General features: G+C 50.8%; 32 protein-coding genes. 1 reads left to right on the top strand and 31 read right to left on the bottom strand.

Features of this window, described 5'->3' with window-relative positions; all coding sequences use genetic code 11:
- Window position 1: 1 nt before the first annotated feature.
- The 31 genes from rpmD to fkpA all read right to left on the bottom strand — a co-directional run bounded on the left by rpmD (window position 2) and on the right by fkpA (window position 17,423).
- Window positions 2–181: a 50S ribosomal protein L30 gene (rpmD, locus tag AC3Y5R_RS11250; protein WP_004160569.1), complete on the bottom strand. Its 180-nt coding sequence runs from the start codon at window positions 179–181 to the stop codon at window positions 2–4.
- 5 nt (window positions 182–186) lie between these two features.
- The gene (gene rpsE, locus AC3Y5R_RS11245) at window positions 187–687 is read right to left on the bottom strand and encodes a 30S ribosomal protein S5 (RefSeq protein ID WP_020322763.1); all 501 of its coding nucleotides are present in this window, start codon (window positions 685–687) and stop codon (window positions 187–189) included.
- 14 nt (window positions 688–701) lie between these two features.
- Window positions 702–1,055 carry a 50S ribosomal protein L18 gene (gene rplR / locus AC3Y5R_RS11240; RefSeq protein WP_004160572.1) on the bottom strand — a complete coding sequence of 118 codons (354 nt, stop codon included), beginning with the start codon at window positions 1,053–1,055 and terminating at the stop codon, window positions 702–704.
- A gap of 9 nt (window positions 1,056–1,064) precedes the next feature.
- The gene (gene rplF / locus AC3Y5R_RS11235; protein WP_158782204.1) at window positions 1,065–1,598 is read right to left on the bottom strand and encodes a 50S ribosomal protein L6; all 534 of its coding nucleotides are present in this window, start codon (window positions 1,596–1,598) and stop codon (window positions 1,065–1,067) included.
- A gap of 11 nt (window positions 1,599–1,609) precedes the next feature.
- Entirely contained in the window at window positions 1,610–2,002 is a 393-nt protein-coding gene (gene rpsH / locus AC3Y5R_RS11230; RefSeq protein ID WP_020322766.1) for a 30S ribosomal protein S8, read from the bottom strand.
- Between the two features lie 30 nt (window positions 2,003–2,032).
- On the bottom strand, window positions 2,033–2,338 hold the full coding sequence (gene rpsN, locus AC3Y5R_RS11225) for a 30S ribosomal protein S14 (RefSeq protein ID WP_004160578.1): 306 nt from the start codon (window positions 2,336–2,338) through the stop codon (window positions 2,033–2,035).
- A 13-nt stretch (window positions 2,339–2,351) separates the two neighbouring features.
- Window positions 2,352–2,891, bottom strand: coding sequence for a 50S ribosomal protein L5 (rplE, locus tag AC3Y5R_RS11220; RefSeq protein WP_013204126.1), 540 nt, complete (start codon window positions 2,889–2,891; stop codon window positions 2,352–2,354).
- Window positions 2,892–2,905: 14 nt separating this feature from the next.
- Window positions 2,906–3,220, bottom strand: coding sequence for a 50S ribosomal protein L24 (gene rplX / locus AC3Y5R_RS11215; protein ID WP_020322770.1), 315 nt, complete (start codon window positions 3,218–3,220; stop codon window positions 2,906–2,908).
- 10 nt (window positions 3,221–3,230) lie between these two features.
- On the bottom strand, window positions 3,231–3,602 hold the full coding sequence (rplN, locus tag AC3Y5R_RS11210) for a 50S ribosomal protein L14 (protein ID WP_002919748.1): 372 nt from the start codon (window positions 3,600–3,602) through the stop codon (window positions 3,231–3,233).
- A 284-nt stretch (window positions 3,603–3,886) separates the two neighbouring features.
- Entirely contained in the window at window positions 3,887–4,141 is a 255-nt protein-coding gene (rpsQ, locus tag AC3Y5R_RS11205) for a 30S ribosomal protein S17 (protein ID WP_489921391.1), read from the bottom strand.
- Window positions 4,141–4,332: a 50S ribosomal protein L29 gene (gene rpmC, locus AC3Y5R_RS11200; RefSeq protein ID WP_489921390.1), complete on the bottom strand. Its 192-nt coding sequence runs from the start codon at window positions 4,330–4,332 to the stop codon at window positions 4,141–4,143. The genes rpsQ and rpmC overlap by 1 nt, the downstream gene beginning before the upstream one ends.
- Window positions 4,332–4,742 carry a 50S ribosomal protein L16 gene (gene rplP / locus AC3Y5R_RS11195; RefSeq protein ID WP_002438716.1) on the bottom strand — a complete coding sequence of 137 codons (411 nt, stop codon included), beginning with the start codon at window positions 4,740–4,742 and terminating at the stop codon, window positions 4,332–4,334. Before rplP ends, rpmC begins: the two co-directional genes overlap by 1 nt.
- Window positions 4,743–4,754: 12 nt before the next feature.
- Complete coding sequence (rpsC, locus tag AC3Y5R_RS11190; protein ID WP_002919766.1) at window positions 4,755–5,453, bottom strand: 30S ribosomal protein S3; 699 nt, start codon at window positions 5,451–5,453, stop codon at window positions 4,755–4,757.
- A 17-nt stretch (window positions 5,454–5,470) separates the two neighbouring features.
- Window positions 5,471–5,803: a 50S ribosomal protein L22 gene (gene rplV, locus AC3Y5R_RS11185; protein WP_000447532.1), complete on the bottom strand. Its 333-nt coding sequence runs from the start codon at window positions 5,801–5,803 to the stop codon at window positions 5,471–5,473.
- 14 nt (window positions 5,804–5,817) lie between these two features.
- The gene (gene rpsS, locus AC3Y5R_RS11180; protein WP_013204132.1) at window positions 5,818–6,096 is read right to left on the bottom strand and encodes a 30S ribosomal protein S19; all 279 of its coding nucleotides are present in this window, start codon (window positions 6,094–6,096) and stop codon (window positions 5,818–5,820) included.
- A 16-nt stretch (window positions 6,097–6,112) separates the two neighbouring features.
- On the bottom strand, window positions 6,113–6,934 hold the full coding sequence (gene rplB, locus AC3Y5R_RS11175; protein WP_158782206.1) for a 50S ribosomal protein L2: 822 nt from the start codon (window positions 6,932–6,934) through the stop codon (window positions 6,113–6,115).
- 17 nt (window positions 6,935–6,951) lie between these two features.
- Entirely contained in the window at window positions 6,952–7,254 is a 303-nt protein-coding gene (gene rplW / locus AC3Y5R_RS11170; protein ID WP_105595770.1) for a 50S ribosomal protein L23, read from the bottom strand.
- Entirely contained in the window at window positions 7,251–7,856 is a 606-nt protein-coding gene (gene rplD / locus AC3Y5R_RS11165; RefSeq protein WP_034899616.1) for a 50S ribosomal protein L4, read from the bottom strand. Before rplD ends, rplW begins: the two co-directional genes overlap by 4 nt.
- 10 nt (window positions 7,857–7,866) lie before the next feature.
- Window positions 7,867–8,496, bottom strand: coding sequence for a 50S ribosomal protein L3 (gene rplC / locus AC3Y5R_RS11160; RefSeq protein ID WP_158782207.1), 630 nt, complete (start codon window positions 8,494–8,496; stop codon window positions 7,867–7,869).
- Between the two features lie 32 nt (window positions 8,497–8,528).
- Window positions 8,529–8,840 (bottom strand): 30S ribosomal protein S10, encoded by a 312-nt coding sequence (rpsJ, locus tag AC3Y5R_RS11155; RefSeq protein WP_001181005.1) that lies wholly within the window; start codon window positions 8,838–8,840, stop codon window positions 8,529–8,531.
- Between the two features lie 333 nt (window positions 8,841–9,173).
- Window positions 9,174–9,650 carry a bacterioferritin gene (bfr, locus tag AC3Y5R_RS11150; protein WP_158782208.1) on the bottom strand — a complete coding sequence of 159 codons (477 nt, stop codon included), beginning with the start codon at window positions 9,648–9,650 and terminating at the stop codon, window positions 9,174–9,176.
- Window positions 9,651–9,734: 84 nt separating this feature from the next.
- Window positions 9,735–9,929, bottom strand: a complete 195-nt coding sequence (gene bfd / locus AC3Y5R_RS11145; protein WP_489921389.1) for a bacterioferritin-associated ferredoxin — start codon at window positions 9,927–9,929, stop codon at window positions 9,735–9,737.
- 165 nt (window positions 9,930–10,094) lie between these two features.
- Window positions 10,095–11,279 (bottom strand): elongation factor Tu, encoded by a 1,185-nt coding sequence (tuf, locus tag AC3Y5R_RS11140; RefSeq protein ID WP_489921388.1) that lies wholly within the window; start codon window positions 11,277–11,279, stop codon window positions 10,095–10,097.
- Between the two features lie 66 nt (window positions 11,280–11,345).
- Window positions 11,346–13,460: an elongation factor G gene (fusA, locus tag AC3Y5R_RS11135; RefSeq protein WP_158780855.1), complete on the bottom strand. Its 2,115-nt coding sequence runs from the start codon at window positions 13,458–13,460 to the stop codon at window positions 11,346–11,348.
- Window positions 13,461–13,553: 93 nt separating this feature from the next.
- Window positions 13,554–14,024 (bottom strand): 30S ribosomal protein S7, encoded by a 471-nt coding sequence (gene rpsG, locus AC3Y5R_RS11130; RefSeq protein WP_008457106.1) that lies wholly within the window; start codon window positions 14,022–14,024, stop codon window positions 13,554–13,556.
- A 96-nt stretch (window positions 14,025–14,120) separates the two neighbouring features.
- Window positions 14,121–14,495 carry a 30S ribosomal protein S12 gene (rpsL, locus tag AC3Y5R_RS11125; protein ID WP_013204141.1) on the bottom strand — a complete coding sequence of 125 codons (375 nt, stop codon included), beginning with the start codon at window positions 14,493–14,495 and terminating at the stop codon, window positions 14,121–14,123.
- A 124-nt stretch (window positions 14,496–14,619) separates the two neighbouring features.
- Window positions 14,620–14,907 (bottom strand): sulfurtransferase complex subunit TusB, encoded by a 288-nt coding sequence (tusB, locus tag AC3Y5R_RS11120; RefSeq protein WP_489921387.1) that lies wholly within the window; start codon window positions 14,905–14,907, stop codon window positions 14,620–14,622.
- A 7-nt stretch (window positions 14,908–14,914) separates the two neighbouring features.
- Window positions 14,915–15,274, bottom strand: coding sequence for a sulfurtransferase complex subunit TusC (gene tusC / locus AC3Y5R_RS11115; RefSeq protein ID WP_489921386.1), 360 nt, complete (start codon window positions 15,272–15,274; stop codon window positions 14,915–14,917).
- Window positions 15,274–15,660 carry a sulfurtransferase complex subunit TusD gene (tusD, locus tag AC3Y5R_RS11110; protein WP_489921385.1) on the bottom strand — a complete coding sequence of 129 codons (387 nt, stop codon included), beginning with the start codon at window positions 15,658–15,660 and terminating at the stop codon, window positions 15,274–15,276. Before tusD ends, tusC begins: the two co-directional genes overlap by 1 nt.
- Window positions 15,660–16,382: a helix-turn-helix transcriptional regulator gene (locus tag AC3Y5R_RS11105; protein ID WP_158780866.1), complete on the bottom strand. Its 723-nt coding sequence runs from the start codon at window positions 16,380–16,382 to the stop codon at window positions 15,660–15,662. Before AC3Y5R_RS11105 ends, tusD begins: the two co-directional genes overlap by 1 nt.
- A 201-nt stretch (window positions 16,383–16,583) precedes the next feature.
- Window positions 16,584–17,423 (bottom strand): FKBP-type peptidyl-prolyl cis-trans isomerase, encoded by an 840-nt coding sequence (fkpA, locus tag AC3Y5R_RS11100; protein WP_489921384.1) that lies wholly within the window; start codon window positions 17,421–17,423, stop codon window positions 16,584–16,586.
- A gap of 286 nt (window positions 17,424–17,709) precedes the next feature.
- Here fkpA and AC3Y5R_RS11095 point away from each other — a divergent pair, with 286 nt between their 5' ends.
- Entirely contained in the window at window positions 17,710–17,928 is a 219-nt protein-coding gene (locus AC3Y5R_RS11095) for a protein SlyX (RefSeq protein ID WP_158780869.1), read from the top strand.
- The last annotated feature ends 26 nt before the right edge of the window (window positions 17,929–17,954 follow it).

The raw sequence follows: 17,954 nt of genomic DNA, 5'->3' as shown, positions 1-17,954 counted from the left end.
GTTACTCCTCCACTTTAACCATGTAGGAAATCGCGTTAACCATACCGCGTACAGCTGGCGTGTCTTCACGCTCTACGGTGTGGTTAATACGACGCAGACCCAGGCCAAGCAGCGTTGCCTTGTGTTTCGGCAAACGTCCGATCGAGCTGCGGGTTTGTGTAATCTTAATAGTCTTAGCCATGGTCATTACCCCAGAATGTCTTCAACGGATTTGCCACGCTTGGCAGCGACCATTTCTGGAGAATTCATGTTGGCCAGGCCATCCAGCGTTGCACGAACCACGTTAATCGGGTTAGTGGAACCGTAGGCTTTAGCCAGAACGTTATGAACCCCAGCGACTTCCAGTACGGCGCGCATTGCACCGCCGGCGATGATACCGGTACCTTGAGAAGCCGGCATCATGAACACACGAGAACCTGTGTGCACACCTTTAACAGGGTGCTGCAGGGTGCCGTCGTTCAGCGCGACATTAATCATATTGCGACGGGCTTTTTCCATCGCTTTCTGGATCGCTGCTGGAACTTCACGCGCTTTACCGTAACCAAAACCGATGCGACCGTTACCGTCACCTACCACTGTCAGAGCAGTGAAGGAGAAAATACGACCACCTTTAACGGTTTTCGATACGCGATTTACCGCGATCAGCTTTTCCTGCAGTTCGCCAGCTTGTTTTTCGATGTGTGCCATCTTACACCTCTACCTTAGAACTGTAGGCCAGCTTCACGGGCAGCATCTGCCAGTGCCTGGACACGACCATGATATTGGAAACCAGAGCGGTCGAAAGAAACACCAGTGATGCCTTTTTCGATTGCGCGCTCAGCGACTGCTTTACCAACAGCTGCGGCGGCGTCTTTGTTTCCGGTGTACTTCAGTTGCTCACTGATTGCTTTTTCTACTGTAGAAGCAGCAACCAGAACTTCAGAACCGTTAGGAGCAATCACCTGTGCGTAAATATGACGCGGGGTACGATGTACCACCAGGCGAGTTGCACCCAGCTCTTTGAGCTTGCGGCGTGCGCGGGTCGCACGACGGATACGAGCAGATTTCTTATCCATAGTGTTACCTTACTTCTTCTTAGCCTCTTTGGTACGCACGACTTCGTCGGCGTAACGAACACCCTTGCCTTTATAAGGCTCAGGACGACGGTAGGCGCGCAGATCGGCTGCTACCTGACCAATCAGCTGTTTATCAGCGCCTTTCAGCACGATTTCAGTCTGAGTTGGACATTCAGCAGTGATTCCCGCTGGCAGCGCGTGGTCAACCGGGTGAGAAAAGCCCAGGGCCAGACTCACGGAGTTGCCTTTAACGGCTGCACGATAACCTACACCAACCAGCTGCAGCTTCTTAGTGAAGCCTTCGGTAACACCGATAACCATACCGTTCAGCAGTGCACGAGAAGTACCAGCCTGCGCCCAACCATCCGTGAAGCCTTCGCGCGGAGCGAAAGTCAGGGCGTTGTCAGCATGCTTAACTTCTACAGCAGCGTTGATGGTACGAGTCAGCTCGCCGTTTTTACCTTTAATCGAAATAACCTGACCGTTGAGTTTTACCTCTACGCCGGCAGGAATGACGACAGGTGCTTTAGCAACACGAGACATTCTTTCCTCCGTTAAGCTACGTAGCAGATAATTTCGCCACCAAGACCAGCCTGGCGCGCTGCACGATCGGTCATAACACCTTTAGAGGTAGAAATAACAGCGATACCCAGTCCAGCCATAACTTTTGGCAGTTCGTCTTTGCGTTTGTAGATACGCAGACCTGGACGGCTTACACGCTGAATGCTTTCTACCACTGCCTTGCCCTGGAAATACTTAAGAGTCAGTTCCAGTTCTGGCTTGGTGTCGCCTTCGATTTTAAATTCTTCAATATAGCCTTCTTCCTTCAGCACGTTGGCAATTGCCACTTTCAGCTTGGAGGAAGGCATGGTGACCGCAACTTTGTTCGCGGCTTGACCGTTACGGATACGGGTCAGCATATCCGCGATCGGATCTTGCATGCTCATCTGTCTTTACTCCCGTGATTCAATTGGTAATTACCAGCTAGCCTTTTTCAAGCCTGGTACTTCACCGCGCATAGCGGCTTCACGTAACTTGATACGGCTCAACCCGAATTTGCCCACATAACCATGTGGACGGCCAGTTTGGCGGCAGCGCTTGCGCTGACGAGACGGGCTGGAATCACGCGGCAGAGTTTGCAGCTTGAGAACAGCATTCCAACGATCTTCGTCGGATGAGTTCACACTTGAAATGATAGCTTTCAGTTCCTCGCGCTTAGCGCGGTACTTGTCAGCCAGTTTCACGCGAACGACTTCGCGTGCTTTCATTGATTGCTTAGCCATCAGTAACCCTGCCTTACTTGCGGAACGGGAAGTTAAAAGCAGCCAACAGTGCGCGGCCTTCATCATCAGATTTCGCAGTAGTGGTAATGGTGATATCCAAACCACGAACGCGGTCGACTTTGTCATAGTCGATCTCTGGGAAGATGATCTGCTCACGAACGCCCATGCTGTAGTTTCCACGGCCATCGAATGACTTAGCGGACAGGCCACGGAAGTCACGGATACGTGGAACAGCAATAGAAATCAGACGCTCAAAGAACTCCCACATGCGTTCACCACGCAGAGTCACTTTACAGCCGATCGGATAGCCCTGACGGATTTTGAAGCCTGCAACTGATTTGCGTGCTTTGGTGATAAACGGTTTTTGACCGGAGATTGCTGCCAGATCGGCTGCTGCGTTATCCAGCAGTTTCTTGTCAGCGATCGCTTCACCAACACCCATGTTCAGGGTGATCTTCTCGACCCGAGGGACTTGCATGACAGAATTGTAGCTAAACTCAGTCATGAGTTGTTTAACTACTTCGTCTTTGTAGTAATCATGCAGTTTCGCCATCGTACTACTCCAAATTACTTGATAGTTTCGCTGTTAGACTTGAAGAAACGGACTTTTTTGCCGTCTTCGAATCTAAAGCCTACACGGTCAGCCTTGCCGGTGGCAGTGTTGTAAAGTGCAACGTTAGAAACCTGAATAGCAGCTTCTTTTTCAACGATGCCACCTGGTTGGTTCAGGGCCGGAACCGGCTTCTGATGTTTCTTAACCAGGTTGATACCTTCAACAATGACCTTGCCAGAAGACAGGACATTTTTTACTTTACCGCGCTTACCTTTATCTTTGCCGGTCAGCACGATAACTTCGTCATCGCGACGGATTTTAGCTGCCATTTTTCGCTCCTTAGAGTACTTCTGGTGCCAGAGAGATAATTTTCATGAACTTTTCAGTACGAAGTTCACGAGTTACCGGCCCAAAAATACGCGTTCCGATAGGCTGCTCGCTGTTATTGTTTAAAATAACGCATGCATTACCATCGAAGCGAATGACAGAACCGTCCGGGCGACGAACACCCTTCTTGGTGCGCACCACTACCGCTTTCAGCACATCACCTTTCTTAACCTTACCGCGAGGAATTGCTTCCTTGATGGTAATTTTGATGATATCGCCTACGCCTGCGTAGCGACGGTGCGAGCCACCCAGAACCTTGATACACATTACGCGACGTGCACCGGAGTTGTCGGCGACGTTCAGCATAGTCTGTTCTTGGATCATTTTAGTGCTCCGCTAATGTCAACTACTACTTCGGGACCTGATTCAGGTCGTATAAAAGCCCCATTATTGAGGGCGCAGTATTATAACACCGCATCTCGCATATGGGTAGAAAAAATAAACGGCTCATATCGAGCCGATATTTGAACCTCTAAAATGAGGAACGCGACATTCTAAGGAATTGTTCATCCCGTAGCAATCGCTATCTGCACACTTTCTCCGCTTTCTGGGCCGGAAAAGAAAAAACCCCCGACAAGCGGGGGTTTTTTGCAGAGAAAAAGTTCTTCTTACAGAACGGCTTTCTCGATAACGCGAACCAGGGTCCAGGACTTAGTCTTGGACAGTGGACGGCACTCGCGGATTTCTACCTTGTCGCCGATCCCACATTCATTGTTCTCGTCATGTACGTGCAGTTTGGTCGTACGCTTAATGAACTTACCGTAGATTGGGTGTTTCACGAAACGTTCGATAGCTACAACAATGGATTTCTCCATTTTGTCGCCAGTCACACGACCTTGCAGAGTACGGATTTTATCGGTCATTACGCACCCGCCTTCTCAGTCATTAAAGTCTTAACGCGTGCAACATCACGACGCACTTGCTTCAACAGATGAGACTGTTGCAGCTGGCCGGATGCAGCCTGCATGCGCAGGTTAAACTGCTCACGCAGCAGGTTAAGCAGCTCAGTGTTCAGCTCTTCAACGCTTTTTTCACGCAGCTCAGTTGCTTTCATTACATCACCGTCTTAGTTACAAAGGTGGTTTTGATAGGCAGTTTTGCTGCTGCCAGCTTGAATGCTTCACGGGCCAGTTCTTCCGGAACGCCGTCCATTTCATACAGGACTTTACCCGGCTGGATCAAGGCAACCCAATACTCCACGTTACCTTTACCTTTACCCATACGCACTTCCAGCGGCTTCTCGGTAATTGGTTTGTCCGGGAATACACGGATCCAAATTTTACCTTGACGCTTAACTGCACGGGTCATAGCACGACGTGCTGCTTCGATCTGACGTGCAGTCAGACGACCACGGCCAACAGCTTTCAGACCGAAAGTACCGAAGCTAACATCCGTACCCTGCGCCAGACCACGGTTGCGGCCTTTGTGCACTTTACGGAATTTTGTACGCTTTGGTTGTAACATCAGCGACTCTCCTTACTTACGGCCTTTACGCTGCTGCTTTTTAGGTTGAGCAGCCGGTTCCGGTTGTTCAACAGCAGCCATACCACCCAGGATCTCACCTTTGAAGATCCATACCTTAACGCCGATTACACCATAAGTGGTGTGCGCTTCAGAGGTGTTGTAGTCAATGTCAGCACGCAGGGTGTGCAACGGCACGCGGCCTTCACGGTACCATTCGGTACGCGCGATTTCAGCACCGCCCAGACGGCCACTAACTTCAACTTTGATCCCTTTAGCGCCCAGACGCATTGCGTTCTGTACAGCACGCTTCATAGCACGACGGAACATCACACGACGCTCCAGCTGTGAAGTGATGCTGTCAGCAACCAATTTAGCGTCCAGTTCCGGTTTACGGACTTCGGCGATATTGATCTGTGCAGGAACACCAGCGATATCCGCTACGACCTTGCGCAGTTTTTCTACGTCTTCGCCTTTCTTACCGATAACGATACCAGGACGAGCGGTGTGAATGGTCACACGGATGCTCTTGGCCGGGCGCTCGATAACGATACGAGATACGGACGCTTTAGCCAGTTCTTTAGTCAGGAACTGGCGGACTTTAAAATCGCTGTCCAGGTTGTCAGCGAATTCTTTGGTATTTGCGAACCAGGTAGAGTTCCAGGGTTTAACAATACCCAGGCGAATACCATTAGGATGTACTTTCTGACCCATTGCTAGTCTCCAGAGTCTCAGCGATCGGACACAACCACAGTAATGTGGCTGGTGCGCTTCAGGATGCGATCTGCACGACCTTTTGCACGCGGCATAATGCGCTTCATGCTAGGGCCTTCGTCGACGAAGATTTTCGTCACTTTCAGATCATCAATGTCAGCGCCATCGTTGTGTTCGGCGTTAGCAATGGCAGATTCCAGAACCTTCTTGACCAGTACAGCCGCTTTCTTATTGGTGTAGGTCAGAATGTCCAGAGCCTGCGACACTTTCTTACCGCGTACAAGATCCGCTACCAGGCGAACCTTCTGAGCAGAAGAACGAGCGTGGCGATGTTTAGCGATAGTTTCCATCTCTTCCTCCTACCTTAGCGTTTCTTGGCTTTTTTATCAGCCGTGTGGCCGCGATAAGTACGGGTCGGTGCAAATTCACCCAGTTTGTGACCGACCATTTCGTCGGAAACAAAGACAGGAACGTGCTGACGACCATTATGGACAGCGATGGTCAAACCGATCATGTTAGGGAAGATCGTTGAACGACGGGACCAAGTGCGCAAAGGCTTCTTGTCTCCGCTTTCCACCGCTTTCTCTACCTTCTTCAGCAAGTGCAGGTCAATAAAAGGACCTTTCTTGAGAGAACGTGGCATGGCTTATCCTCTAAAATTATTTGCTACGGCGACGTACGATAAATTTATCAGTACGCTTGTTGCTGCGGGTCTTCTTACCTTTGGTCTGAACGCCCCACGGTGAAACCGGGTGCTTACCAAAGTTACGACCTTCACCACCACCGTGTGGGTGGTCGACTGGGTTCATCGCAGTACCGCGAACGGTAGGACGAACACCACGCCAACGAGCAGCACCGGCTTTACCCAGAACGCGAAGCATGTGCTCAGCGTTACCGACTTCACCCAGGGTCGCGCGGCAGTCGAGTTCGACTTTACGCATTTCACCTGAACGCAGACGCAGGGTAACGTAGGAACCTTCACGAGCAACGATCTGCACGTAAGCACCAGCTGAGCGAGCAATCTGACCGCCTTTGCCTGGTTTCATTTCTACGTTGTGCACAGTGGAACCCACTGGGATGTTACGCATCGGCAGGGTGTTACCTGCTTTGATCGCAGCATCAACGCCAGACTGAATCTGGTCGCCAGCTTTCAGGCCTTTAGGGGCCAGGATGTAACGGCGCTCGCCGTCTTTGTACAGAACCAGTGCGATGTTCGCAGAGCGGTTCGGATCGTACTCAAGACGTTCAACGGTTGCCGGAATACCGTCTTTATTGCGTTTGAAGTCAATAATACGGTAAGCCTGCTTGTGACCACCACCGATATGACGGGTAGTGATACGACCATTGTTGTTACGGCCACCGGATTTGCTGTTTTTCTCTACCAGCGGGGCAAATGGTTTGCCCTTGTGCAGCTCCGCGTTTACCACTTTAACTACATGGCGACGACCCGGAGATGTCGGTTTACATTTAACAACTGCCATTGTTCTTCTCCTCCGACTTACTCAGCGCCGCCGACGAAGTCCAGATTCTGGCCTTCTTTCAGGGTGACGTAAGCTTTTTTCCAGTCGTTACGACGACCAATACGCTGACCGGAACGTTTAACTTTCCCTTTAACAACCAGGGTGTTAACGACCTCTACTTCCACTTCGAAAAGCTTCTGTACAGCGGCTTTGATTTCTGCTTTGGTCGCGTCTTTAGCAACTTTGAGAACGATGGTATTGGTTTTTTCCATCGCAGCAGACGCTTTTTCAGATACGTGCGGCGCGCGCAGTACTTTCAGCAGACGTTCTTCACGGATCATGCCAGCATCTCCTCAACTTGCTTAACTGCGTCAGCAGTCATAACGACTTTGTCGAAGGCGATCAGGCTAACTGGGTCGATACCCGCTGCATCACGTACGTCAACCTTGTACAGGTTGCGAGCGGCCAGGAACAGGTTCTCTTCCAGTTCGCCAGTGATGATCAGCACGTCTTCCAGCGCCATGTCTTTCAGTTTCTCTACCAGCAGCTTAGTTTTAGGTGCTTCCAGAGAGAACTGCTCGACAACGATCAGACGATCTTGACGTACCAGTTCGGACAGGATGCTTTTCAGCGCGCCGCGGTACATCTTTTTGTTTACTTTTTGACTGTGGTCCTGAGGCTTCGCAGCGAAGGTCACGCCACCGGAACGCCAGATCGGGCTCTTAACAGAACCAGAACGCGCACGGCCGGTACCTTTCTGGCGCCACGGCTTTTTGCCGGAACCAGTAACTTCAGCACGGGTCTTCTGAGCACGGGTACCTTGACGGGCACCTGCTGCATAAGCAACAACAACCTGATGTACCAGCGCTTCGTTGAAATCACGACCGAAGGTAGTTTCGGAAACAGTCAGCGCGCTTTGCGCGTCTTTCAATACTAATTCCATTGCTATCCCCTTACGCCTTCACAGCTGGTTTAACGATCAGGTCGCTACCGGTAGCACCGGGAACTGCACCTTTAACCAGCAGCAGGTTGCGCTCAGCGTCAACACGTACTACGTCCAGGCTCTGAACGGTTACGCGCTCATTACCCAGCTGGCCTGCCATTTTCTTGCCTTTGAACACTTTGCCCGGAGTCTGGTTCTGACCGATAGAACCCGGAACGCGGTGAGACAAGGAGTTACCGTGGGTAGCATCCTGAGTACGGAAATTCCAGCGCTTAACAGTACCGGCAAAACCTTTACCTTTAGATGTACCAGTAACGTCAACTTTTTTCACTTCAGCGAAAATATCAACGTTAATGCTCTGACCTACGGTGAATTCTTCGCCTTCGGCGGTACGGAATTCCCACAGACCACGGCCAGCTTCAACACCAGCTTTAGCAAAATGGCCAGCTTCAGGTTTAGTGACGCGGTTAGCTTTTTTAGCGCCGGCAGTTACCTGGATAGCAGTGTAGCCGTCGTTTTCCAGGCTCTTAACCTGAGTCACGCGGTTTGCTTCAATTTCAATCACGGTTACTGGGATAGAAACGCCATCTTCAGTGAAGATACGAGTCATGCCCACTTTTTTACCGACTAAACCAATCATTGTTTCAACCTCTCAATCGCTCAATGACCTGATTAACCCAGGCTGATCTGCACGTCAACACCTGCAGCCAGATCCAGACGCATCAGAGCATCAACCGTTTTTTCAGTTGGCTCAACGATGTCAACCAGACGCTTGTGAGTGCGAATTTCATACTGATCGCGCGCGTCTTTGTTGACGTGCGGAGAGATCAGAACGGTAAAGCGCTCTTTGCGGGTCGGCAGCGGGATTGGACCACGAACCTGCGCACCAGTGCGCTTGGCAGTCTCAACGATTTCCGCAGTTGATTGATCGATCAGACGATGATCAAACGCTTTAAGACGGATACGGATTCTTTGGTTCTGCATGAGACCAGAGCTCCAATTATTTATAAACGAAAAAAATTACTACTCGCACCCATTACGATTGATGGGGGAGTGTAATCGTCTGCACATAACTCCCCGATTGGGAGTATTGTCAGGTGAGCTTATTGCCCGCCTGCGGTTCAGATTGAACCGGGCCGTCATTTCTGACAAGCCCGCGCATTATACGTGCCTGTGCTGGTATTGCAACCTGTTTATCCGAATAACAGGGGAATGCGGCAAAGGCGGGAAGGAAGCTTAACGGCTCCAGAAATGACAACGCCGCTGAAGTAACTGTTTCAGCGGCGTAAATTTGGACAACGACATTGCTACTGCCTTCTAATCTTCTACTTTTATTTGCGACTGCAGGTAGTTCTGGATACCAATTTTACCGATCAGATCGAGTTCGGTTTCAAGAAAATCGATATGGTGCTCTTCATCCTCAAGAATGACTATCATCATATCCCGGCTGACGTAGTCATGAACCTTATCGGCGTAAGCGATAGCCTCACGCAGATCTTTGGCTCCTTCCAGCTCCAGCACTAAATCCGATTTCAGCATCTCCTCGACATCTTCACCGATCCGCAACCGGCCCAGATCCTGAAGATTTGGTATGCCTTCGAGAAACAGAATACGTTCAATGTATTTGTCCGCATGCTTCATTTCATCAATGGATTCGTGATACTCGATATCGTTCAGGCGCATCAGTCCCCAGTTCTTGAACATTCGCGCATGCAGGAAATACTGGTTAATCGCAACCAGCTCATTTCCAAGTAGTTTATTTAAGTGATTAATGATTTTTGCATCGCCCTTCATTTTGCTTCCTCCGCTTCCAGTTACTCAGATCGTAGACGCGGAATGAGGGAAGTCAAAAAACCATGACAAAAAGCAGGGAGATTATCAGGCGATCTCTTTGTACTGCGGAGCGTGCTGCAGTTCTTGATCCATAATTTCGCGAGCGGCACGGATACATTTACCACATTGTTTGCCAACGGGCACCAACTGACGCAGATGCTGGATCGATTTTGGCTGATAGCGGCGAACCACTTCGCGGATTGTTTTATCACTGACTGCATTGCACAAACAGACGTACATTATACCACCCCGTACAGTTTCTGAATGCTATTGTAAATGCGAATCGTTTTTATTTCAATCCATGCTGCAATTGCTTGCGAAAATCCGGGCGAAAAAAAAGAGCACCGGAGTGCTCTTCTTCTTTGCTGTGGCGAAGCGAACTTCGCCACTTCAAATCATCGGCAATTAAGCGATAACTTTAGCAACAACGCCCGCACCAACAGTACGGCCGCCTTCACGGATTGCGAAACGCAGACCGTCGTCCATCGCGATTGGGTGGATCAGGGTAACAACCATTTTGATGTTATCACCAGGCATCACCATCTCAACGCCTTCTGGCAGTTCGATAGTACCGGTCACGTCAGTAGTACGGAAGTAGAACTGAGGACGGTAGCCTTTGAAGAACGGAGTATGACGGCCGCCTTCGTCTTTAGACAGAATATAAACTTCTGACTCGAACTTGGTGTGTGGCTTGATTGAGCCTGGCTTAGCCAGAACCTGTCCACGCTGGATCTCTTCACGCTTGATACCGCGCAGCAGGATACCGCAGTTCTCACCAGCACGGCCTTCGTCCAGCAGTTTGCGGAACATTTCAACGCCAGTACAGGTTGATTTCACGGTATCTTTGATACCAACGATTTCAACTTCTTCACCCACTTTCACGATGCCGCGCTCAACACGACCGGTAACAACGGTACCACGGCCAGAGATTGAGAACACGTCTTCGATTGGCAGCAGGAATGGCTTATCAATCGCACGCTCTGGCTCTGGGATGTAGCTATCCAGGTAACCAGCCAGTTCGATGATTTTCGCTTCCCACTCAGCGTCGCCTTCCAGCGCTTTCAGAGCAGAACCGTGAACGATTGGAGTATCGTCACCCGGGAAGTCGTACTGTGACAGCAGGTCACGAACTTCCATTTCTACCAGTTCCAGCAGCTCTTCGTCATCAACCATGTCGCACTTGTTCAGGAACACGATGATGTAAGGAACGCCAACCTGACGACCCAGCAGGATGTGCTCACGAGTCTGAGGCATTGGGCCGTCAGTTGCAGCAACAACCAGGATTGCGCCGTCCATCTGAGCAGCACCGGTGATCATGTTTTTCACATAGTCGGCGTGGCCCGGGCAGTCAACGTGCGCATAGTGGCGAGTTGGGGTGTCATATTCAACGTGTGAAGTGTTGATGGTGATACCACGAGCTTTTTCTTCTGGCGCGTTATCGATCTGGTCGAAAGCACGTGCAGAACCGCCGTAGGTTTTAGCCAGAACGGTGGTGATAGCAGCAGTCAGGGTAGTTTTACCGTGGTCAACGTGTCCGATAGTACCAACGTTGACGTGCGGTTTGTTACGTTCAAATTTCTCTTTAGCCACGACGATATTCCTTACTTTAATGCTCTCACGCTGGAGAGCATATGATCAATATTTTAAAACTGTAGCTTATTTGCCACGAGCTTCAATAACGGCCTGAGCGACGTTGTTCGGCGCATCATCATACTTCAGGAACTCCATCGAGTATGAAGCACGGCCTTTAGTCAGAGAACGCAGCTGAGTTGCATATCCGAACATTTCAGACAGCGGAACTTCAGCGTGAATCTGAACACCAGTAGCGTTAGATTCTTGTCCTTTGAGCATACCACGACGACGGCTAAGGTCACCGATAACGTCACCGGTGTTCTCTTCCGGAGTCTCTACTTCAACCTTCATGATCGGCTCAAGCAGAACTGGGCTTGCTTTCTTAAAGCCGTCTTTGAACGCGATAGAAGCTGCCAGTTTAAACGCCAGCTCAGAGGAGTCAACGTCATGGTAAGAACCAAAGTGCAGACGAACACCCAGATCAACTACTGGATAACCAGCCAGAGGACCTGATTTCAGCTGCTCCTGGATACCTTTATCAACCGCAGGGATGTATTCACCAGGAATCACACCACCTTTGATGTCGTTGACGAACTCGTAACCTTTCGGGTTAACGCCCGGCTCCAGAGGGTACATATCGATAATGACATGACCGTACTGACCACGACCACCAGACTGCTTGGCGTGTTTACCTTCGATATCGGTAACTTTGCTGCGAATCGCTTCACGATAAGCAACCTGAGGTTTACCGACGTTCGCTTCAACGTTGAATTCACGCTTCATACGGTCAACGATGATGTCGAGGTGCAGCTCACCCATACCGGCGATGATAGTCTGGTTGCTTTCCTCATCAGTCCATACGCGGAATGATGGGTCTTCTTTAGCCAGACGGCCCAGAGCCAGACCCATTTTTTCCTGGTCAGCTTTGGTTTTTGGTTCTACGGCGATAGAGATTACTGGCTCAGGGAACTCCATGCGCTCCAGAATGATGACGTTGTCCGGGTCACATAGGGTGTCACCAGTAGTTACGTCTTTCAGACCGATTGCAGCAGCGATGTCACCTGCGCGAACTTCTTTGATCTCTTCACGTTTGTTGGCGTGCATCTGTACGATACGGCCCAGACGCTCACGAGCAGACTTAACCGGGTTGAACACGGTGTCGCCAGAGTTCACGATACCGGAGTAAACGCGGAAGAACGTCAGGTTACCCACAAACGGGTCGGTTGCGATTTTGAACGCCAGCGCTGCAAACGGCTCTTCATCATCAGAGTGACGAACGGCCGGAGTGTCTTTGCCATCATCCAGGATACCGTTGATCGCGGTAACGTCAGTTGGAGACGGCAGGTATTCGATAACCGCATCCAGCATCGCCTGGACACCTTTGTTCTTAAATGCAGAACCACAGGTTACCAGGATGATTTCGTTATTCAGTACGCGCTTACGCAGAGAAGCTTTGATCTCTTCTTCAGACAGCTCTTCGCCACCAAAGAATTTCTCCATCAGCTCATCAGAACCTTCAGCTGCGGCTTCGATCAGTTTCTGGCGCCATTCTTCTGCCAGTTCCTGCATATCAGCTGGGATCTCTTCGTAGACGAAGGTCACGCCTGCGTCGTCGTCGTTCCAGTTGATCGCTTTCATCTTGATCAGGTCAACAACGCCGGTGAATTTCTCTTCCGCGCCGATAGCCAGCTGCAGAGGAACCGGAGTTGCACCCAGACGAGTTTCGATCTGGCCGACAACTTTCAGGAAGTTAGCACCCATACGGTCCATTTTGTTAACGAACGCGATGCGTGGAACTTTATATTTGTTAGCCTGACGCCATACGGTCTCAGACTGTGGCTGAACACCACCAACTGCACAGTAAACCATTACTGCGCCGTCAAGCACACGCATGGAACGTTCTACTTCGATTGTGAAGTCAACGTGTCCCGGGGTGTCGATGATGTTTACGCGGTGCGGCTCGAACTGCTTAGCCATACCAGACCAGAAAGCGGTAGTCGCTGCGGAGGTAATGGTAATACCACGCTCCTGCTCCTGCGCCATCCAGTCCATGGTGGCTGCGCCATCATGAACTTCACCGATTTTGTGGTTTACACCGGTGTAGAACAGAATACGTTCGGTAGTAGTTGTCTTACCGGCGTCGATGTGTGCACTGATACCGATGTTACGGTAGCGTGTAATGGGTGTTGTACGAGCCATTTGATTCCTCTGATTCTCGGACGTTCTAAGTTAGTAAAGCCCAGCGAGTGGTCGACTTAGACGCCCGCTGGGTTAATAACAACTACGAAGCTGTTACCAGCGGTAGTGAGCGAACGCCTTGTTGGCTTCGGCCATACGGTGAACGTCTTCACGTTTCTTAACTGCAGTACCTTTGTTCTCTGCAGCATCAGAAAGTTCGTTCGCCAGGCGCAGAGCCATTGATTTATCACCGCGTTTACGAGCAGCTTCAACGATCCAACGCATTGCCAGAGCATTACGACGAACCGGACGGACTTCAACTGGTACCTGATAAGTAGAACCACCAACGCGGCGGGATTTAACTTCCACGGTTGGGCGGACGTTGTCCAGGGCTACTTCAAATGCTTCCAGTTCGTTTTTACCTGAACGCTGAGCCAGGGTCTCAAGCGCGGTATAGACGATTGATTCAGCAGTAGATTTTTTACCGTCTACCATCAGGATGTTTACAAATTTAGCCAGCAGCTCTGATCCGAACTTAGGATCCGGCAGAATTTTACGCTGGCCAATTACGCGACGACGTGGCATGGAAATACTCCGTTGTTAATTCAGGATTGTCCAAAACTCTACGAGTTTATTATGACATTTAAGATAAAACGTTTGGCCTTACTTAACGGAGAACCATTAAGCCTTTGGCTTCTTCACGCCGTACTTGGAGCGTGACTGCTTACGGTCTTTAACACCTGAGCAGTCCAGCGCGCCACGAACGGTGTGGTAACGCACACCTGGCAGGTCTTTAACACGACCGCCACGGATCAGGATCACGGAGTGTTCCTGCAGGTTATGACCTTCACCGCCGATGTAGGAGGTAACTTCAAAACCATTGGTTAAGCGAACACGACATACTTTACGCAGTGCGGAGTTCGGTTTTTTAGGAGTAGTAGTATATACGCGAGTACATACACCACGTTTCTGCGGGCAGGCTTCCAGCGCAGGCACGTTGCTCTTTGCAACTTTGCGTGCGCGTGGTTTGCGAACCAGCTGGTTAACTGTTGCCATTAAATAGCTCCTGGGATTTGCTTTTGCTTCGTAAACACGTGATAAATCGCCTCATGGTATAACGAGGACGCGGAATTTTAGGGCTGAGCAGAAAAGGTGTCAAGAAATAACCAGGATATCGTCTCTACCAGGTCATTTGTTGCGAATTTTTTACCGTCAGCGCGACGAAGTCATTATAGCTTACCGTCGCCACATTGATTGAAATTTGAGCAGAAAGCCCGCGGGCAATAACATCCTCCTGCAGCACGTACAGAGAGATGGGGGCGTTGAGCAGAGATTCAAGAGCCTGACTACCCTGCAGCGCGGCCAGCACGCCGTCCTGCATCAGCAAAACGTCGTCCCCTTCTGCCAGCAGACGCAGCAGCGCAGCGAAATCGCATTTAAAAGGGGAGTTAATCAGGGTATGCAGCATAATATCCTCAGAACGTGATAACCCGGTCGTAACTTTCAAGCTCTGCACGGAGCGCGGCAGGTTCCAGCACTTCAACCGGCAGCACTTTCTGCCCATCGGCAGCCAGCCCACGTTCAGCCAGCGACGCAGCGCAGACGTACAGCTTGTCAATATCGTAAAGAGGCAGCACGCCAAAGGTGGCGGCATAATTGCGCACCAGTATCTGCTCAGGCTGTTGATCGGGAGTCAATTGCAAGACGCCATCGCTGATAAAAAACAGCGCAATCTCTTCGCTCAAGGCGGAAATGGCCAGCACGGCATCCAGCCCTTCCCTGCCGGCACTGCTGCCATGAGGAGACTGGGTAAAAACAATGGCGACACGATTCATCAGAACTGCACCATCCTTTCACAGCTAAGTGCTGCTTCAGCCAGTGCTCCAAGACCAGAGAGCTGGAAACCCTGCGCAAGATTTGCTGCGGGCAGGCCAAGGTTCTTCGCTTCCTGTTCGTCCGTCACCCCACGGCGTAAAGCTGCCGCCACACAGATATTCAGCGCCACGCCCTGTTCCTGATGAAGCTGCTGCCAGCCACGAGTCAGATCAAACTCATCGCTGGCGGGAGAGCTCAGCGCACTGGCGTTAAGCACCCCTTCGCGATAAAAAAACACGCTTTCCAGGGTATGCCCCTGCGTCAGTAAAGCCTGTGCAAACAGCCAGGCGCTGCTGGCCTGCTGAGTTCCGTATGACGGTCCGGTGACCAGCAAGGTGTAACGCATCAGCGATCCTGCCCCTGGAAATCTCCACTTTTAAACTGGCGGATATAGAGATAAACCGTGTGCTTGGAGATATTCAGGCGATCGGCCACCTGGTTGATGGCATCCTTGATATCAAAGATCCCTTTCTCATACAGGTTGAGCACAATCTGCCGATTCTTGGCGTTGTTGGAGACGTTGCGGTCGCCGCTGACTTCCTCAATGGTGAACTCCAGCGTCTGCATGACCAGGTCTTCCACTGACGAAGCAAAGTTAACCGAAGAGGCAACTTCCTGCGTTTCCGGCGGCATAAAAGTCGCCATAATTTGCGAAAACGGCACATCGAGGTTCATGTTGATACACAACAGGCCAATCACCCGATGATTGCCGTTGCGGATAGCGATGGTCACCGACTTCATCAGAACACCGCTTTTGGCGCGGGTGAAGTAGGCTTTGGAGACATTGCTGTCCGCTCCGTTCATATCATGCAGCATGCGCAGAGCGAGATCGGTAATAGGTGAACCGATTTTACGGCCGGTATGTTCGCCGTTAGCAATACGCACGGCGGAACACTTCAGATCTTCCAGAGAATGAAGAACGATTTCGCAATGGGAGCCAATCAGCATCGCCAGGCCATCCACCACCGCTTCATAGGATTTCAGGATTTCGAAGTCGGTTTGCCCGAAGGGGTGCTGTTCCAGGAGTTCCAGATCGGCCACATCACCGGTAAAAATTGAACCAGACATTAAGACACCACCCTTGAAAAGAGCCTGTCGCACGCTATCAGGGCAGACTCGTTCTGAAGAAAATGCGCGGTGGCTAGTTTAGCAAAAATCTGAAACGCCTGTCCTGACCTTTGTTATGAATTGCAGGGCACAGCAAAAAAAGCGGAGAGTATTGAGGGGCAGATAAGAACACCGCCACAACAAGTGTGGCGGTGGAGAGACTTATTCAGATTTGGTCGCTGGCGCTTCAGCTGGAGCCGGAGCTGACGGGGCCGCTTCAGCTTTCGCTGCTGGTTTGATGTCGAGCAGTTCAACATCAAAGACCAGTGTGGAGTTAGCCGGAATTCCCGGAACGCCATTTTTGCCGTAAGCCAGCGCTGGTGGGATGACCAGCTTGATTTTACCACCTTTCTTCACGTGCTTCAGACCTTCGGTCCATCCCGGGATCACACCGTCAAGGCGGAAGGACAGTGGCTCGCCACGGGTGTAAGAGTTATCGAACTCGGTACCGTCAATCAGCGTGCCTTTGTAGTTCACTACCACGGTGTCACTGTCTGTGGGTGCGCTACCAGTCCCTTCTTTCTCAACCTGATAAAGCAGGCCGGATTCAGTTTTCTTCACGCCTTTTTCTTTGGCGAATTTAGCCGCGAAAGCTTCACCTTTTTCGGTGTTCTCTTTCGAGTCTTTTTCCATCTTCGCCTGAGCTGCGCCTTTCACGCGGCCTTCGAAGGACTGCAGAGTCTGTTCGATTTCCTGGTCAGAGAGTTTGCTCTTACCAGCGAACGCATCCTGCACGCCGGAGATCAGCTGCTGTTTGTCCAGCTTGATGCCCAGTTTTTCCTGTTCTTTCAGGGAGTTCTCCATGTAGCGACCCAGAGAAGCGCCCAGCGCGTAGGCGGACTGTTCGTCCTCAGTTTTAAACGCGGCATTCTTCGGAGCCTGTTCGGCTGGAGCGGCTGCTGGTGCTGCTGCCGGTGCGGTCCCGGCAGCCATCACCAGAGGTGCATTCAGGGCAACGGCCATGGTGGTGGCTAACAGTGTGACTTTAAACAGTGATTTCATCCATTTCTCCAAAACCGAAGCCTCTCACCTCGGAAATCGTTTACAGACCAGGGCCTGTACTATAACTGTGCGCGAGAAAACTACACAATCTCGCAATGAAAACTAAGTTAACTTCCGACCGCTTGTCCACCCGAAAGTTTCACCACTGAAATGCAGACGCCAAACTCTTTTTTCAACTGTCCGCATGAAATTAAGGCGTATATTCCTGTTTCGCTGCGGGCTTTACCGTTAGAATCGGAGCAATCCGGCCATTATAGCGGCTCGCGCGGTAACAAGGGGAAAGAGTATGCAACAATCATTGTTTGAACAGCGAATGGAGATGCTGGAGAGCCGACTGGCCTTTCAGGAACACACCATTGAAGAGCTAAACCAAACGGTGATCCACCATCAGCTGGAGATGGCCCGCCTGCGGGAGCAGATGCGTCTGTTGACCGATAAGCTGAAATCTGCGGCCCCGTCTATGATTGCTTCACAATCGGAAGAGACACCGCCTCCGCATTATTAATAACTGCTGCAGGCAAATAAAAAAGG

Source organism: Erwinia sp. 009765445 (assembly GCF_058137865.1).
The sequence above is the reverse complement of the archived record's forward strand: the minus strand, read 5'-3'. Positions and strand labels throughout refer to the sequence as shown.